This window comes from Pseudomonas sp. GW460-LB5, assembly GCF_059423245.1.
In genome coordinates, this window is record NZ_JBWKXT010000031.1 from 52,233 (window position 1) to 68,962 (window position 16,730).

Below are 16,730 nucleotides of genomic sequence, written 5' to 3' on the forward strand. Positions count from 1 at the left end.
ATCCATGCGTGCCATCCGTTGCCTGACCCTGCTGCTGGCGCTGTTCGCGCCAGCCGCCTTCGCCGAAGGCCTGTATCAGGTAGAAATGATTCTGGTGCGGCAGAACAGCGTGCCCGCCTTCACCAGCCCGTTCGCCCCGGAAGACTGGAGCGCTGGCGCCCCACGCCTGGCAAAAGACGCAGAGCGCCCACTGGCGCTGGAAGACGAAGCCACCCGCCTGGAAGCCACCGCCGACTACACCGTATTGATGCACAAGGCCTGGCAGCAGCAGGTCGGCAGCGAACCTGGCCGCATTGCCCTGGGCGAAGGCGCCGAACAGTTCGGCCACTTCCCTATCGAAGGCAACCTGAGCATCGCGCAAGGCCGCTTCATCTCGGTCGAGGCCAACTTCTGGGTCAACCAGCTGGACGGCAACGGCAGCGTGCTGCAAAGCGAGCAGTTCAGGCAGAACAACAGCAACGTCAAGGCCGGCCAGCTGACCTTCCTCGACGGCGGGCACCTGGCGGTGCTGCTGAAGGTGACACCACCGGGTACGCCGAAAATGCCGGTGATGGACCCGGAGATGATGGAGCAGTAATCCGATGAAGCAAGATGCCGCCGAGATGGTGAACGCTTATCCGAACTGGACCCAATCGTTCAGCAAAGCTGCCCTGCAACGCGGTGAGCGCTATGCCGAGGAAGGCAGGGTCGAACTGGAAGGCTTCTATGGGCCGACCATCACGGCCAATTGCCAAGGGAGTGGCGACAACCACTATCGGCAAAGCATCGAGTTGCACGTAGCCGGCGGCCGTTGCCATGTGCACGGTGAATGCGATTGCCCTGTAGGGCAAAACTGCAAGCATTGCGCCGCTGCACTGTTCTGCATAAGCGACCCTTGGTCCAATCATGAGGCCACGCAAGCCGACCCGGCAACGTTGTCCGCGGAACTGCAGCACTGGTTGAGCGGCCTGGAGCAGGCCCCGCCCAAGCCCAACGCAGCCGAAGACAAACGCGGACGCATGGTGTGCTACCAGCTCGACCTCACCGATGATGCCGGCTGCGCCCTGCTGGTACGCAAGGGCACACGAACCGAGGACGGCATACGCTTCAGCCGCGTCCAGTCACTGTACGACTTTCTCTACGAGCCACCGCGCTTCGTGACGGAAGAAGACACCCGCATTCTGCGCCTGCTCTCGGCCCTGAATCAGGGCGGCGGCCAGGACCGCGGCTATAAACTGAAGGGCCAGGAAGGTGGCGAGTTGTTCCAGCGCGCACTCGAAACCGGGCGCATGTTTTACGATGTCGGCTTCCCACCGCTTCATCAAGGCCCGGTGCGCCATGCCGAGTTCCGCTGGGTACGCCTGGACAACGGAAACTACCGGGGACTGTGGTACAGCGGCGAGGAAATGCTGCGCTGCGTCATCCCGCTGCTGCCACTTTACTACTTCGATCTGCTGACCAGTGAAGTGGGCAAGGTTGAGCACAGCCTGGATCCGCATGTCGCCGTGCAGCTGACTATTGCCCCCGATGTACCCGAGCACCTGGTCGTACCCCTCAGCCATAAACTCAATGCCCTCAGCCACAAGGTGCCGACGCCGACGCCAGTGCAGGAGCAGTTGCTCGATCACATCCAGCCCAAGCCCATTCTTGCGCTCGGCAGCCTTGAATACACCGCCTACATGCCGAAAACCGGTCGCATGCAACGGCAAATGCAACACCGCGCCGCATTGGCATTCAACTATGACGGTTTGCAGGTCAGCGGCACCGACGAGAAGCCGCTGACCCGCCTGGCGGGCAGCACCAGCCAGCGAATTCGCCGACAGCCGCAAGCCGAGCTAGCCCTGCGCAATGCGTTACGCGACCTGGGCTTCAAACCCGCCACTCGGCAGAGCAAGGCCCTGCCCGACAGTGCCGGCGAAATGTATCAGTTGCCCGACGACGAAGCCTGGCTGCGCTTTGCACGCGAAGGTCTGCCGCGCCTGCGCGAAGCCGGCTGGAACATCGACATACACCGCGATTTCGCCTTCAACTTGCAGGAGGTGGACGACTGGTATGCGACCATCGACGAGGCGCCCGGCCATGAATGGTTCGACCTGGAGCTGGGCATTGTGGTCGATGGCCAGCGTCACAGCCTGTTGCCCATCGTGTTGCAACTGCTGCGCAGCAGCCCAGAGCTGCTGCGCCCCAGCGAACTGGCCCGGCGCAGTGACGATGAACACCTGCTGATCGACCTCAACCGCGGCCGCCTGGACACACCGGCATTGCGCGTCGCCCTGCCCTACGGCCGCATCAAGGCCGTGATGGGCACCCTGGGTGAGCTGTACCTGCACGAAGACACCGCTGGCCCGAGCCTGCGCATGGAGCGCGCCGACGCCGCGCGCCTGAACGAAATCGAGGGCCTGCCCTTGCACTGGGAAGGGGGCGAGCACGTACGCGACCTGGGCCGCCGCCTGCGCGATGCCCGCGAGCTGCAAGTGCCACCCCCCGCCGGGCTGCGGGCCAACTTGCGGCCGTATCAGCAGCAGGGCCTGAACTGGCTGCAGGCACTGCGAGGGATGGGTACCGGCGGCATCCTCGGCGACGACATGGGCCTGGGCAAGACCCTGCAGACCCTGGCACACCTGCTGCTGGAAAAACAGTCCGGGCGCTTGGGCGCACCGGCCCTGGCGGTCATGCCCACCAGCCTGATACCCAACTGGTTGGACGAAGCCCAGCGTTTCGCCCCTGACCTGCGCGTACTGGCACTGCATGGCCCAGGGCGCAGCAAGCATTTCACCCGGTTGCACGAATACGACCTGGTCCTGACCACTTACGCCCTGATGCCACGCGACCTGGAACACCTGCGCGCCCAAGCCTGGCACATGCTGGTGCTGGACGAGGCACAGAACATCAAGAGCAGCACCAGCAAGGCCGCCCTCGCCGTCTGCGAGCTACAGGCCGGCCAGCGCCTGTGCCTCACCGGCACGCCGATGGAAAACAACCTGGGCGAGCTGTGGTCGATCTTCCACTTCCTCATGCCCGGCTGGCTGGGCGACCTCAAACGGTTCAACCAGGACTACCGCGTCCCGATAGAGCGCCATGGCGACGCTGAGCGCCTGGCCCACCTGGTCACGCGTATTCGCCCCTTCCTGCTGCGCCGCACCAAGGAGGAGGTGGCCACCGAGTTGCCCGCCAAGACCGAGATGGTGCACTGGGTCGAGCTCAGCGACGCCCAGCGCGACACCTACGAGGCCGTGCGAGTGGCCATGGACCAGAAAGTCCGCGACGAAATCGCTCGCAATGGCGCCGCGCGCAGCCAGATCGTCATCCTCGACGCCCTGCTCAAGCTGCGCCAGGTGTGCTGCGACCTGCGCCTGGTAAAAGGGGTGGAAAGCCATGGGAACCAGGCCGACAAGGGCAAGCTGGGCGCGCTGCTGGAAATGCTCGAGGAGCTGCTCAGCGAAGGGCGCCGGGTACTGCTGTTCTCGCAGTTCACCTCGATGCTGGCACTTATCGAGCAGGAGCTGCAGAAACGCAAGATCCGCTATAGCTTGCTGACCGGCGACACGCGCGACCGGCGCACGCCAGTGCGGCAGTTCCAGCAGGGTGACAGCGAAGTGTTCCTGATCAGCTTGAAGGCAGGCGGGGTGGGCTTGAACCTGACGGCCGCAGACACGGTGATCCACTACGACCCCTGGTGGAACCCGGCCAGCGAAAACCAGGCCACCGACCGGGCGTACCGGATTGGCCAGGACAAGCCAGTGTTCGTGTTCAAGCTGATTACCCGGGGTACGGTGGAAGAGAAGATCCAGATGTTGCAGCAGGAGAAAGCGGCATTGGCAGCCAGCTTGCTGGATGGCGGGCAGGCTGGGCAATGGCGCATGGGCGATGAAGAAATCGAGGCACTGTTTGCGCCATTGCCAGGCAAGCGTGGGCGGTAAACCATCAACTTTCACTGCCCAAGCTGGCCTCTTCGCGGGTGAACCCGCTCCCACAGTGACCGCACCGCTATCTGGCATGCGCAGTACCTGTGGGAGCGGGCATGCCCGCGAAGCGGCCGAGGCAGTCAATCGACCAGCTGAGCTTCCTTCAACGCCCCCAACGCCTCCAGCCAGCGCGGCTGCTGGCGATAATCGGTCCGCGCAAACCCTTGCCCGCGCATCCGCGCAATCCGCGGCGATGGCTTGACCTTCATACGTTGCGCCGCACTCAGTGCCAGCTCCGCTGCCGCCCGGTCATTGCACACCAGGCCCATGTCACAGCCGGCGCTCAACGCTGCCTCGATACGGCTGGCCGCATCACCCACCACATGCGCACCGGCCATCGACAAGTCATCACTGAAGATCACCCCGTCAAAGCCCAGCTCGCCGCGAAGGATGTCCTGCAGCCAGCGCCGCGAAAAACCGGCTGGCTGGTTGTCAACCTGCGGGTAGATGACATGCGCCGGCATCACCGCCGCCAGCTGGCCGCTCAGGCGCGTGAACGGCACCAGGTCGGCCTGGCGTAATTGCTCAAGGCTGCGCTCATCGGTGGGAATGGCCACATGCGAGTCAGCCTCGGCCCAGCCATGGCCGGGGAAGTGCTTGCCACAGGCAGCCATGCCCGCCGCATTCATACCGCGGATGAACGCCCCCGCAAGTTGCGTGGCACGCAGGGGGTCGCCCTCGAAGGCACGGCTGCCGACAACGGCGCTGCGCTGGTGGTCCAGGTCCAGCACGGGTGCAAAGCTGAGGTCCAGGCCAACCGCCAGCACCTCGGTCGCCATCAGCCAACCGCACTGCTCCGCCAGGTACTCGGCGTTGTCATTGTCGGCCAGCGCACGCATGGCTGGCAGGCGCACGAAACCCTGGCGCAGGCGCTGCACGCGGCCGCCCTCCTGGTCTACCGCCAGAATAAGGTCAGGGCGTATGGCGCGGATCGATGCGCACAGCTCACGCACCTGGCGCGGGCTGTCGATGTTGCGGGCAAAAATGATCAGGCCGGCCACTTCGGGTTGGCGCAGCAAGTGACGGTCTTCGGCGGTCAGCCATTTACCGGCGATATCCACCATCAGGGAGCCTTGCAGGCTGACGGTCATGGGTAATCCTTCATTGAAGACAAAGAGAGGCCCACTGGGGGCAGGCGGCCTGTTCGATACGCACCGGGCAATGGGCCGGCACCCGCTCGAACAGGCTTAGCAAGTCAGTGTTGCGCAGGCGTATGCAGCCATGGGACAACGCTACGCCCATGGGTTCCGTATCCGGGGTGCCGTGCAGGTAGATGTAGCGGCGGAAGGTGTCGACCGCGCCCAGGCGGTTAAGCCCCGGCTCACAGCCGCTGAGCCAGAGGATGCGGGTGAGTATCCAGTCACGGCCCGGGTATTGCGCGTGCAATACCGGCGACCACACCTCACCCGCCCAGCGCCGCCCGACCAGCACTGCAGCAAGCGGCAGACCCGCGCCAATTTTTGCCCGCACTTGATGCAGGCCACGCGGTGTGCAACCCGAACCGTGGCGCTCGCCCGCACCGTTGCGCGACGTGGAAACCGGCACGCGCACGCGCAGCTGGCCACGGGCAAAGCCATACAGGCATTGGTCGGCAAGGGAAATGTGCAGCAGGTCGAGATCGGGCATGGCGCTAGCTTAGCCGAAGCGCCCTGCCCCGCCCAGCCTTCAGGCCTTGGCGGTAATAGCGGTAGTTTTGCTGCGTGGTCGCAGCTGCGCCGTGGCCATGGCTTCGTCGGTGACGCCGCTGTCGGCACGCATGCCTGCAGCCAGGAACGGTACCATCAGGCGCATCACCTGCTCGATCGAGGTGTTGATGCCAAAGTCAGTCTCGGCGATCGCACGCAGCGCCTTGATGCCGGACATGCTGAAGGCGGCGGCGCCGAGCATGAAATGCACGCGCCAGAACAGTTCCAGTGGTGGAATACGCGGCGCAGCCTCGTTGACCAGCAGCATGTAGCGGCGGAACACCTTGCCGTACATGTCTTCCAGGTAACGCCGCAGGTGGCCTTGGCTCTGGCTGAATGCCAGGCCCAGCAGGCGCATGAAGATCGACAGATCGTTGTTGCTGCGAGGTTGCACGACCAACGCCTGCTCCACCAGCATCTCCAGCAGCTCTTCGAGGCTGGGCTTGTGCTCCGGCTTGGCCTGGCGACGCTCCAGCTCGCGCTCCAGGCTGGCGCAGAACGGCCCGAGGAAGCGCGAGAACACCGCCTGGATCAACGCTTTCTTGGAGCCGAAATGATAGTTGACGGCCGCCAGGTTCACCCCGGCCTTGCTGGTAATCAGCCGCAATGAGGTTTCGGCAAACCCCCTTTCCGCGAACAGCTGCTCGGCAGCATCGAGAATGCGTTCAACGGTTTCCGATTGGGCCATGACTACTCCGCGTACTCCGCCAGACAAACAGGTGTTTGAAACATACGTTTCAGTCCTGCTTCTGTCAAGGCTCGGTGACCGGGCGGTCGCCATTTAAAAGCCCCAGGCGGCGTGCTGCAAGTGCCAGCGTTCAGGTTTAATGCGCCTTTTGGCTTGCAGCGCATCCAGTACTGTATATAATCCCAGTCACTGTACAAAAAGACAGAGCGCTCACCATGTTGAAACTGACGCCACGCCAAGCCGAAATTCTCGCGTTCATCAAGCGCTGCCTCGAAGACAACGGCTTCCCGCCGACACGCGCCGAGATCGCTCAGGAGCTGGGCTTCAAATCGCCCAACGCCGCCGAGGAGCACCTCAAGGCCCTCGCCCGCAAGGGCGCAATCGAGATGACCCCGGGCGCCTCCCGTGGCATCCGCATTCCCGGCCTGGAAACCAAGGCAGAAGAAAGCGGCCTGCCTATCATTGGCCGGGTTGCTGCCGGTGCGCCGATTCTTGCCGAACAGCACATTGAGCAATCCTGCAATATCAACCCCGCCTTCTTCCACCCCCAGGCCGACTATTTGCTGCGCGTACACGGCATGAGCATGAAGGACGTCGGTATCTACGACGGCGACCTGCTGGCAGTTCACACCTGCCGCGAAGCCCGCAACGGCCAGATTGTCGTCGCCCGCATCGGCGACGAAGTGACCGTCAAACGCTTCAAGCGTGAAGGCAGCAAGGTCTGGCTGCTTGCCGAAAACCCCGAATTCGCCCCCATCGAAGTCGACCTGAAAGAACAGGAACTGGTGATTGAGGGTTTGAGCGTCGGCGTCATTCGCCGCTGATCCAGGAGGCGTCATGCAGCAGTTCATTCACGCACCCGAGCAAGCCCAGTTGCCCCTGTTCGAAGCATTTCTCGCCCAGCCCGTGCTACCTGGCCTGAAAGCCAGCGAACTGGCGCGCAAGCACAACCAGCCTGAACTGTTCAGCGAATTGTCGCTGCGCGGCGCGCCCGGTCACTGCCAAAGCCTGCTGGCACCGGTACTGCGCGAACTGAGCGAAGAGGACGCGGCCCGCTGGCTGACCCTGATCGCCCCGCCGTCGAGCCTGACCCAGGCCTGGCTGCGCGATGCCGGCCTCAACCGTGAACGCATCTTGCTGCTGCAACCTCGTGGCAATCAAACCCCGCTGCAACTGGCCTGCGAAGCTTTGCGCCTGGGCCGCAGTCACACGGTGGTCAGTTGGCTGGGCAACGTCAACGCCACCGCTCGCCAGCAATTGCTGCGCGCCGCCAGTGTCGGAAACGCACAAAGCCTGAACATCCGCCTCGGCTGATGCTCAGGCTTTGCCTGTCATTCGAAAACCCTGCTGGCTGCTGCACGGTCAGTGCAGCACACGCGGCCCTTCATCACGTTCGAGCTCACCATCCATGAGGCGGCCGGCCATCTGCACGCCCACGCTAAGCATGGCCTTGGCCACTTCTACATGCTGGCCCTGCAGGAACACCTTGGCGTCTTCCGAGAAATCCAGGGTTACCAGAGAGCCCTCATCCTCAGCGCGACGCAGTTCGATGCGGCCATCAGGCAACTCGACAATTTCCAGAAAAGACGTAGACATAAATGGCAGTTCTCCGCGAAAGGTCCGTATTGTACCAGCCGTAACGGCTATCAGCACTCACTCAACGCATCGCGGAAACGTCTCACCAAACCCTTGAGGTTGTTGCGCCAGCTTTCCAGCTCGGTACGCGATAGCGCAGGATGCTCGGGCTCATCGAGATTGACGGCCTGGATCAGAGGCTGCGTGACATCGGTTTTCGGCGCTTTCCTGGCGACCGGTGGTCGGAACAAATCGGCATAAGCACCCAGCATTTGCGCCAGCCAGGTTTCGCGCTGACGGGCAAGCTCAAGCAGCTCGGCCACTTCCGGGATAGCGATGCCATTCAGCGCGTCGTCGGCCAGCGCTTGCTCGACAGTTGCAACCACCGGCAGGCGGTAGAACACCCCGATTTCATGGCACAGGCCCAGCAGCGCGCCATACAGGTGGAACAGCGCCGATTCGCGCTCAGCCTGAACCAGGCCCTGTGCATTCATGGCCTGGCTTTGTTCAGCCTTGGCCATGGACTCCAGAGCGAGGCCGGCGAAGAACAGTTTCTGGTTGGTGCGAGTGTAGGTTTCCTGGGCCATTTCTTTGCCCTCCCATCAGGCTGCAAGGCGAATACATGCATCATAAATGATTGGGGCCGCTTCGCGCCCCTTCGCGGCACAAGGCCCTCCTGCAAGAGAACGCGATTCCTTGCAGAAGCGGCCTTGTGCCGCGAAGGGGCGCAAAGCGGCCCCAATTAAAGCACCGAAAGATCAGCGCTTGTCTTCAACCTTCCAGGCATTGCCGTCGTAGAAGGCCTTCCAGCCGGTCGGCTTGCCATCGACCTCGGACTGCACGTACTGCTCCTTGGTCTTGCGGCTGTAGCGGATAACTGCCGGGCGGCCTTCTGGATCTTTCTGTGGCGCATCGCAGAGGAAGTGGTACTTCGGATCGATCTCGTGCTTGTGCGGCACAATTTCAAGCACCAGCGGCGCACGGGTTTCACGGTTTTTCGGGAACTGACTGGCAGCCAGGAACAACCCCGAAGCACCGTCACGCAGCACGTAGGTGTCGTCCACCTTCTCGCACTTGAGCTCCGGCATGTCCACCTTGTCCATCTTCGGCGGCGCCGCCTCTCCACTCTTGAGCAGCTTGCGGGTGTTCTTGCACGCCGGGTTGGTGCAGCCGAAGAATTTGCCAAAACGGCCGGTCTTCAACTGCATCTCGCTGCCACACTTGTCGCACTCCAGGCTCGGCCCTTCGTAACCCTTGATGCGGTAGCTGCCCTCTTCGATCTCGTAGCCAACGCAATCGGGGTTGTTACCGCAAATGTGCAGCTTGTGCTTCTCATCCAGCAGGTAGGCGTCCATCGCTGTGGCGCAGATCGGGCAACGGTGCTTGCCCAGCAGCACGCGGGATTCCGATTCACCCTCGTCATCAGCGGCAATCTCGTCACCCGGCACCAGGTTGACGGTGGCCTTGCAGCGCTCTTTTGGCGGAAGGCTGTAACCCGAACAACCCAGGAAAACACCCGTGGAAGCGGTGCGGATCATCATCGGCCGGCCGCATTCCTTGCACGGAATGTTGGTCATGGTCGGCTGGTTGGCGCGCATGCCGTTTTCGCTGGACTCTGCAGTCTGCAGCTTCTTGCTGAAGTCGCCGTAGAACTCGTCGAGTACGTTTTTCCAGTCACGCTCGCCCTGGGCCACGTCGTCGAGGTTCTCCTCCATATCGGCGGTAAAGCCGTAGTCCATCAGGTTGGAGAAGCTTTCCGACAGGCGCTCGGTGACGATGTCGCCCATTTTCTCGGAATAGAAACGGCGGTTATGCAAGGTCACATAACCACGGTCCTGAATGGTCGAGATGATCGCCGCATAGGTCGACGGGCGACCAATGCCGCGCTTTTCCATTTCCTTGACCAGGCTGGCCTCGGTGAAGCGCGCCGGCGGCTTGGTGAAGTGCTGGCTCGGGTCGATCTGAATCAGCTTCAGCGCTTCGCCCTGGACCATCTCAGGCAGCACGTCGTCTTCGCCCGGCTTGCTCTGTTGCGGCAGCACGCGGGTATAACCGTCAAATTTGAGGATACGGCCCTTGGCACGCAGCTCGAAGTCGCCCGCAGCCACGGTGACGCTGGTGGACAGGTACTGCGCCGGGGGCATCTGGCAGGCCAGGAACTGGCGCCAGATCAGCTCGTACAGGCGCTCGGCGTCGCGCTCCATGCCGCTGAGCTTGGTCGGGTGCGTATTCACATCGGAAGGACGAATCGCTTCGTGCGCCTCCTGGGCCCCTTCCTTGCTGCCGTAAACCAGTGGCGCATCCGGCAGGTACTGCTTGCCGAACTCGCGCTCGATGTAGCTACGCGCCATGTCCAGGGCATCGACCGACAGGTTGGTCGAGTCGGTACGCATGTAAGTGATGTAGCCGGCCTCATACAAGCGCTGGGCCATCATCATGGTCTTTTTCACCCCGAAGCCCAGGCGGTTACTGGCCGCCTGCTGCAGGGTGGAGGTAATGAACGGCGCCGACGGCTTGCTGCTGGTCGGGCGGTCTTCACGCTTGACCACGCTGTAGCTGGAAGCCTTGAGCTTCTCCAGCGCAGCCATGGCCTGGGCTTCGTTCAGCGGCTTGAAGGCCTCGCCCTTCTCGCGCGCCACCTCGAAACGCACCTTGGCGTTCTTGGCGGTACCGAGGTCGGCATGAATCTCCCAGTACTCTTGCGGGATGAATGCACGGATTTCACGCTCGCGCTCCACCACCAGCTTCACCGCGACCGACTGCACACGGCCAGCAGACAGGCCGCGAGCAATCTTGGCCCACAACAGCGGCGAAACCATGTAACCAACCACACGGTCGAGGAAGCGCCGCGCCTGCTGAGCGTTGACCCGGTCGATGTCCAGTTCGCCTGGCTGCGAGAAGGCTTCCTGGATGGCCTTTTTGGTAATTTCGTTGAACACCACGCGCTTGTAGCGTGTGTCGTCACCACCGATGGCTTCGCGCAGGTGCCAGGCAATGGCTTCCCCTTCGCGGTCCAAGTCGGTTGCGAGATAGATGGTGTCGGCATCCTTGGCCAGGCGACGCAGCTCTTCGATCACCTTTTCCTTGCCAGGCAGGATCTCGTACTTGGCCTTCCAGCCGTGATCCGGGTCGACGCCCATGCGTGCCACCAGCTGGCGACGGGCCTTTTCTTTCGGCGACAGGGCCGGAGCCTCACCCGCGGCCTTGCCACGCTTGGCGGCCGGCTCTTTGCTTGCGCTGGCCGAACCGCTGGTGGGGAGGTCTCGGATATGGCCGATACTCGACTTCACCACGTACTGGTTGCCCAGGTACTTGTTGATGGTCTTGGCCTTGGCCGGGGATTCCACAATGACCAGCGATTTGCCCATGGATCGGAGTATTCCTGAATCTGAAAATGAAAAACGCGTCAGGTACCAAACGCGGCACCGCTATATATAGTGGCAAAAGTGTGAGGTCAAGCTCGGACAATCACTCGTGCGACTTGCCCAGCAACCCAGGCAGCCCTTCTTCGGCCTTGACCAAAGCAAAGCGTGGCACCTGCTCGCCGTCAACCTCGACGGACTCCTGGAACATCAAAAGGGGGCGTACCCAGAAGCTGTAATCACCATACAGGCATTGGTAGAACACCATCCACTCTTCGTTCTCGGAGTGCCGCGCAACGCTGAAGACACGGTACTCAGGCCCTTTGTAATGCCGGTATACGCCTGGTTGTATCTGCATGTTGCCCACCCTCTTGAATAAAACCTGTAAAAACAAAACCGGGGCACAAGGCCCCGGTTGCTGTCCCGCAACGCGATCAGACGCGTTCGAAGACAGTGGTGATACCTTGGCCGAGGCCGACGCACATGGTCGCCACCCCCAGAGTACCGCCATTCTGCTTCATGACATTGAGCAGGGTGCCCGAAATGCGTGCCCCGGAGCAACCGAACGGGTGACCCAAAGCAATGGCGCCGCCGTGCAGGTTAACCTTCTCATCCATCTTGTCGAGCACTTTCAAGTCTTTCAGCACTGGCAAGGCCTGTGCAGCAAAGGCTTCGTTGAGCTCGATGAAGTCGATGTCGGCCATGGTCAGCCCGGCGCGCTTGAGCGCTTTCTGGGTCGACGGTACCGGACCATAACCCATGATCGCCGGATCAACACCTGCCACCGCCATCGAACGAATCACCGCCAATGGCTGGATACCCAGGTCCATTGCACGCTGGCCAGACATGACGATCATGCACGAAGCGCCGTCGGTGATCTGCGACGAGGTACCGGCGGTGACAGTACCGCCTTTCGGGTTGAACGCGGGCTTGAGCGATGCCAGGCCTTCGAGGGTGGTTTCCGGGCGAATGGTTTCGTCGAAATCGAATACCTTCAGGAAGCCGTTCTCGTCATAGCCCTGCATCGGGATGATCTCGTCCTTGAACTTGCCTTCGACCGTGGCTTTGTGGGCCAACTGGTGCGAACGCACGCCGAACAGGTCCTGCTGCTCCCGGGTGATGCCGTGCATCTTGCCGAGCATTTCTGCAGTCAGGCCCATCATCCCGGAAGCCTTGGCAGCATGCAAGGAAAGGTGCGGGTTAGGGTCCACGCCATGCATCATGCTGACGTGGCCCATGTGTTCCACGCCACCGACCACGAACACATCGCCGTTACCGGTCATAATCGCCTGGGCAGCGGTGTGCAAGGCGCTCATCGAAGAGCCGCACAGGCGGCTGACGGTCTGCGCTGCAGACGTGTGCGGAATCTGGGTCATCAGCGACGCCATGCGGGCGATGTTCCAGCCTTGCTCCAGGGTCTGGTTGACGCAGCCCCAGATCACGTCTTCGACTTCTTTCGGGTCGACCTTGCCGTTGCGCTCCAGCAGCTTGCTGATCAGGTGCGCCGACATGTCTTCGGCGCGGGTATTACGGTGCATGCCACCCTTGGAGCGGCCCATTGGCGTGCGACCGAAGTCGACAATCACCACGTCTCTTGGATTCAGGCTCATATCAAATCTCTCGCTCTAGCTCGTTGACCGCTCAGTTGAAGAAGCGCTGGCCGTTCTTGGCCATTTCACGCAGCTTCGCAGTCGGGTGGTACAGCGGCCCCAGATCGGCGTACTGATCGGCCAGTGCGACGAATTCGGCCACGCCGATCGAGTCGATGTAGCGCAGCGCACCACCGCGGAAGGGAGGGAAACCAATGCCATAGACCAAGCCCATGTCGGCTTCGGCGGCGGTTTCGACAATGCCGTCTTCCAGGCAGCGCACGGTCTCCAGGCACAGCGGGACCATCATCCAGTTGATGATGTCTTCGTCGGTGACTTCACGCTGTTCGAACACGATCGGCTTGAGGACGTCGAGCACGGTGGCATCGAAGACCTTCTTCGGCTTGCCGCGCTTGTCGGTTTCGTAGGCGTAGAAGCCCTTGCCGTTCTTCTGGCCCAGGCGGTTGGCCTCGTACAGCGCGTCGACGGCCGAGCGGCGGTCGTCCTTCATGCGGTCCGGGAAGCCTTCGGCCATCACGTCACGGCCGTGGTGGCCGGTGTCAATGCCAACCACGTCCATCAGGTAAGCCGGGCCCATTGGCCAGCCGAACTTTTCCATGACCTTGTCGATGCGCACGAAGTCGACACCGGCACTGACCAGCTTGGCAAAGCCGCCGAAATACGGGAACAGCACGCGGTTGACCAAAAAGCCCGGGCAATCGTTGACCACGATCGGGTTCTTGCCCATTTTCTTGGCGTAGGCCACGGTGGTGGCCACCGCCACTTCACTGGACTTCTCACCACGGATCACTTCAACCAGCGGCATCATGTGCACCGGGTTGAAGAAGTGCATGCCGACGAAGTTTTCCGGGCGTTTGAGCGCTTTTGCTAGCAGGTTGATGGAGATGGTCGAGGTGTTGGAAGCGAGGATCGCGTCGTCCTTCACCTGGCCTTCCACTTCAGCCAGCACAGCTTGCTTGACCTTCGGGTTCTCGACTACAGCTTCGACGACGATGTCGACATTGGCGAAGTCGCCATAGGACAGGGTCGGGCGAATGGCGTTGAGTGCCTCGGCCATCTTGGCCGGGGTCAGGCGGCCCTTCTCGACGCGGTTGCCGAGCAGCTTGGAGGCCTCGTTCAGGCCCAGCTGGATAGCTTCCTCGCGGATATCCTTCATCAGGATCGGGGTGCCCTTGACCGCCGACTGGTAAGCGATGCCGCCACCCATGATGCCGGCGCCGAGCACGGCGGCCTGCTTGACGTCGTGGGCAATCTCGTCATGCGCCTTGGCCTTGCGCTTGAGTTCCTGGTCGTTCAGGAACAGGCCGATGAGGCTTTCGGCAACCGACGTCTTGGCCAGCTTGGCAAAGCCTGCGGCTTCGACCTCCAGGGCCTTGTCGCGGCCGAAGTTGGCGGCCTTCTGGATGGTCTTGATGGCTTCGACCGGGGCCGGATAGTTCGGGCCGGCCTGGCCGGCAACGAAGCCCTTGGCGGTCTCGAAGGCCATCATCTGCTCGATGGCATTGAGTTTGAGCTTTTCCAGCTTCGGCTGACGCTTGGCCTTGTAGTCCAGCTCGCCGCTGATGGCCCGCTTGATCAGGTCCAAGGCACCGGCCTGCAGCAACTCAGGGGCGACCACGGCGTCAACAGCGCCCACTTTCAAGGCGTCCTCGGCACGGTTTTCCTTGCCGGAGGCGATCCACTCGATAGCGTTGTCCGAACCGATCAGGCGCGGCAGGCGCACGGTGCCGCCAAAGCCGGGGTAGATGCCCAGTTTGACTTCGGGCAGGCCAATCTTGGCGCTGGAGGACATGATCCGGTAGTCGGCGGCCAGGCACATTTCCAGGCCGCCGCCCAAGGCGATGCCGTTGATGGCAGCAACGGTCGGCACTTCGAGGTCTTCGAAGGCACTGAAGATGCGATTGGCTTCCAGGTTGCCGGCGACCAGTTCGGCCTCGGGCAGCTTGAAGTTGTCGACGAACTCGGTGATGTCGGCGCCGACGATGAACACGTCCTTGCCACTGCTGACGATCACGCCCTTGACCGAGGCGTCGGCCTGGATGGCGTCGACGGCCTGGCGAAGCTCGTTCAGGGTCAGGCGGTTGAACTTGTTGACGGACTCACCCTTGAGGTCGAGTTTGAGCTCGACGATGCCACTTTCAAGAGCCTTAACCGTGATGGCTTTACCTTCGTAAATCATCAACTGATCTCCACGATATGGAAGCTGAACTGTACACGCCGATCGCTGCAGCAGAAGCAGGCCTAGCTGCCCTGCCCCAGGCACACCCGTCAGCGCGCTAGTCGGAAGTATGGCTTGGCGTCATGACATACAAACGCTCAATTCATACGCCCGTTTGATTTGGGTGTGCACACATTCTCCGAAAAGATCGGCGTTGTCAAATGCTCAGGAGCACGACGAAAACGCGACTTTCCAGTCACTTTGTATCGTCCGGGTGCAAAACATGATGACAGTGATCGCCGACCATTCACGTCAGCGATTGACCACGCCCGGTTGGACAGTGCTGCATCTTACGGCTTGCGCGGCACCCCAGTGCGGCTACACTGGCACTTGCTTGAATGAATACCCGGCCTGCCTGGCCTTTTCTGCGTAGCAGAAACGCAAAGCGGCGACTTGGCACCCCACCCCTTCAGGGTTCTGCCAAGCCGCCGCTTTGTCGTTTAAAGCCCTGAACGCCTACGCCGTACCTGTGGGAGCCGCCTTGTGCGGCGAAGAGGCCGATACGCCCGGAACAGTACTATCAGGCATACCGGCCTCTTCGCAGCACAAGGCTGCCCCTACGGGCACGACGTGGCCCCACGAGGTTTCAGGCCAGGGTTTCGAGGACGTAGGCAACATCCTGCAATACAGCCGTATCACCCCGTTCAGTCCAGTACAGGGCGATCATCCGCGCGTCGGCTTCGACCTTGTAGACGCTCGCCGGCAAGCGCGCCAAGGCCTCGATGAAGCGAGGATCTTCGCAGGGCTCGCGCCATTGGTTCCACCACACCCCTGGGGTGACCTGCCAGAAGCTGAAGCTGTCCTCATGCCCGCGACGCCGCGCCCGGTGGTATTGCGGGCAAGGGCTTGGCGGCTCCATTTCGAGCCAGTGCGGCCACTGCTGCGGCGCCAGTTGCATGGCCAACCCCATGCGCCGGGCCTCCAGCCGCAACTTCATCTGCTCGCTCTGCTTGCGCGAGCCTCGCAGCCAGGAAAGCGGGCTGAGAATCAGCGCAAGGATTGACACCACCAGCAATACCGTCATATCAGTAGTTCCCATAAAGCGTTGCAAATGAGCTGGTTAGCCATTTTTCACGGTAGACCCGCCCGAAAGCGACCATACTTCTTCTATCGCGATTGCCAGGAGTACCGCTCATGCAATATGAACATTTGTTGGTCGCCGTCGACCTGACCGAAGAATGCGACCCGGTGATCAAGCGTGCCATGAAGCTCGCCGAGCCCTCAGGCGCCAAGGTGTCCCTGGTGCACATCGTCGAGCCGATGGCCATGGCATTCGGCGGTGACGTACCGATGGACCTGTCGCAGTTGCAACAGCAACAGTTCGACCAGGCCAAGGAGCGCATGGACCGCCTGTTCAACAAATACCCGGACATCCAGCGCGGCGATTCCCACCTGACCTACGGCCAACCGCGCCAGGAAATCCACCAACTGGCCAAGGAACAGAATTGCGACCTGATCGTGGTCGGCAGTCATGGCCGCCATGGCCTGGCGTTGCTGCTGGGTTCCACCGCCAATGACGTGCTGCATGGTGCGCCGTGCGATGTACTGGCGGTGCGGTTGCAGAAGAAAGAATGACTTAACCTGTACCGGCCTCTTCGCGGGGCAAGCCCGCTCCCACAGGGACCGCGCCGCGATACCTGTGGGAGCG

At 61.9% G+C, this 16,730-nt stretch carries 15 protein-coding genes; 5 read left to right on the top strand and 10 right to left on the bottom strand.

What is annotated here, in order from left to right:
* Window positions 1-4: 4 nt before the first annotated feature.
* On the top strand, window positions 5-577 hold the full coding sequence (locus AC07XM_RS18985) for a CsiV family protein (protein WP_016485648.1): 573 nt from the start codon (window positions 5-7) through the stop codon (window positions 575-577).
* 4 nt (window positions 578-581) lie between these two features.
* The gene (locus tag AC07XM_RS18990) at window positions 582-3,899 is read left to right on the top strand and encodes a DEAD/DEAH box helicase (RefSeq protein ID WP_016485647.1); all 3,318 of its coding nucleotides are present in this window, start codon (window positions 582-584) and stop codon (window positions 3,897-3,899) included.
* 125 nt (window positions 3,900-4,024) lie between these two features.
* On the opposite strand, the gene nagZ is transcribed toward AC07XM_RS18990, so the two are convergent.
* The 3 genes from nagZ to AC07XM_RS19005 are packed head-to-tail and all read right to left on the bottom strand — an operon-like array spanning window position 4,025 to window position 6,317.
* On the bottom strand, window positions 4,025-5,023 hold the full coding sequence (nagZ, locus tag AC07XM_RS18995) for a beta-N-acetylhexosaminidase (RefSeq protein WP_172455937.1): 999 nt from the start codon (window positions 5,021-5,023) through the stop codon (window positions 4,025-4,027).
* Window positions 5,024-5,045: 22 nt separating this feature from the next.
* A complete protein-coding gene (locus AC07XM_RS19000; RefSeq protein WP_016485645.1) occupies window positions 5,046-5,570 on the bottom strand; it encodes a L,D-transpeptidase in 525 nt (174 codons plus the stop codon).
* A gap of 39 nt (window positions 5,571-5,609) precedes the next feature.
* Window positions 5,610-6,317 (bottom strand): TetR/AcrR family transcriptional regulator, encoded by a 708-nt coding sequence (locus tag AC07XM_RS19005; protein WP_016485644.1) that lies wholly within the window; start codon window positions 6,315-6,317, stop codon window positions 5,610-5,612.
* 215 nt (window positions 6,318-6,532) lie between these two features.
* Between AC07XM_RS19005 and lexA the strand changes: the two genes are divergently transcribed.
* Both lexA and sulA read left to right on the top strand, forming a co-directional pair.
* Complete coding sequence (lexA, locus tag AC07XM_RS19010; RefSeq protein ID WP_016485643.1) at window positions 6,533-7,141, top strand: transcriptional repressor LexA; 609 nt, start codon at window positions 6,533-6,535, stop codon at window positions 7,139-7,141.
* A 13-nt stretch (window positions 7,142-7,154) separates the two neighbouring features.
* Window positions 7,155-7,631 carry an SOS-induced cell division inhibitor SulA gene (gene sulA / locus AC07XM_RS19015; protein WP_016485642.1) on the top strand — a complete coding sequence of 159 codons (477 nt, stop codon included), beginning with the start codon at window positions 7,155-7,157 and terminating at the stop codon, window positions 7,629-7,631.
* 48 nt (window positions 7,632-7,679) lie between these two features.
* Here the strand turns inward: sulA and AC07XM_RS19020 are convergent, their stop codons facing one another.
* The 7 genes from AC07XM_RS19020 to AC07XM_RS19050 form a co-directional block, all read right to left on the bottom strand.
* Window positions 7,680-7,913 carry a hypothetical protein gene (locus tag AC07XM_RS19020; RefSeq protein WP_003248777.1) on the bottom strand — a complete coding sequence of 78 codons (234 nt, stop codon included), beginning with the start codon at window positions 7,911-7,913 and terminating at the stop codon, window positions 7,680-7,682.
* Between the two features lie 50 nt (window positions 7,914-7,963).
* Window positions 7,964-8,479: a DUF6586 family protein gene (locus AC07XM_RS19025; RefSeq protein ID WP_016485641.1), complete on the bottom strand. Its 516-nt coding sequence runs from the start codon at window positions 8,477-8,479 to the stop codon at window positions 7,964-7,966.
* A gap of 171 nt (window positions 8,480-8,650) precedes the next feature.
* Entirely contained in the window at window positions 8,651-11,260 is a 2,610-nt protein-coding gene (gene topA, locus AC07XM_RS19030) for a type I DNA topoisomerase (protein WP_016485640.1), read from the bottom strand.
* A 100-nt stretch (window positions 11,261-11,360) separates the two neighbouring features.
* The gene (locus tag AC07XM_RS19035) at window positions 11,361-11,612 is read right to left on the bottom strand and encodes a DUF1653 domain-containing protein (RefSeq protein ID WP_016485639.1); all 252 of its coding nucleotides are present in this window, start codon (window positions 11,610-11,612) and stop codon (window positions 11,361-11,363) included.
* A gap of 76 nt (window positions 11,613-11,688) precedes the next feature.
* On the bottom strand, window positions 11,689-12,864 hold the full coding sequence (gene fadA, locus AC07XM_RS19040) for an acetyl-CoA C-acyltransferase FadA (protein ID WP_012271343.1): 1,176 nt from the start codon (window positions 12,862-12,864) through the stop codon (window positions 11,689-11,691).
* Between the two features lie 31 nt (window positions 12,865-12,895).
* Window positions 12,896-15,043, bottom strand: coding sequence for a fatty acid oxidation complex subunit alpha FadB (gene fadB / locus AC07XM_RS19045; RefSeq protein ID WP_102689583.1), 2,148 nt, complete (start codon window positions 15,041-15,043; stop codon window positions 12,896-12,898).
* 625 nt (window positions 15,044-15,668) lie between these two features.
* On the bottom strand, window positions 15,669-16,106 hold the full coding sequence (locus tag AC07XM_RS19050) for a hypothetical protein (protein WP_016485637.1): 438 nt from the start codon (window positions 16,104-16,106) through the stop codon (window positions 15,669-15,671).
* Window positions 16,107-16,216: 110 nt separating this feature from the next.
* Between AC07XM_RS19050 and AC07XM_RS19055 the strand changes: the two genes are divergently transcribed.
* A complete protein-coding gene (locus tag AC07XM_RS19055) occupies window positions 16,217-16,657 on the top strand; it encodes a universal stress protein (protein WP_016485636.1) in 441 nt (146 codons plus the stop codon).
* Window positions 16,658-16,730 lie beyond the last annotated feature (73 nt).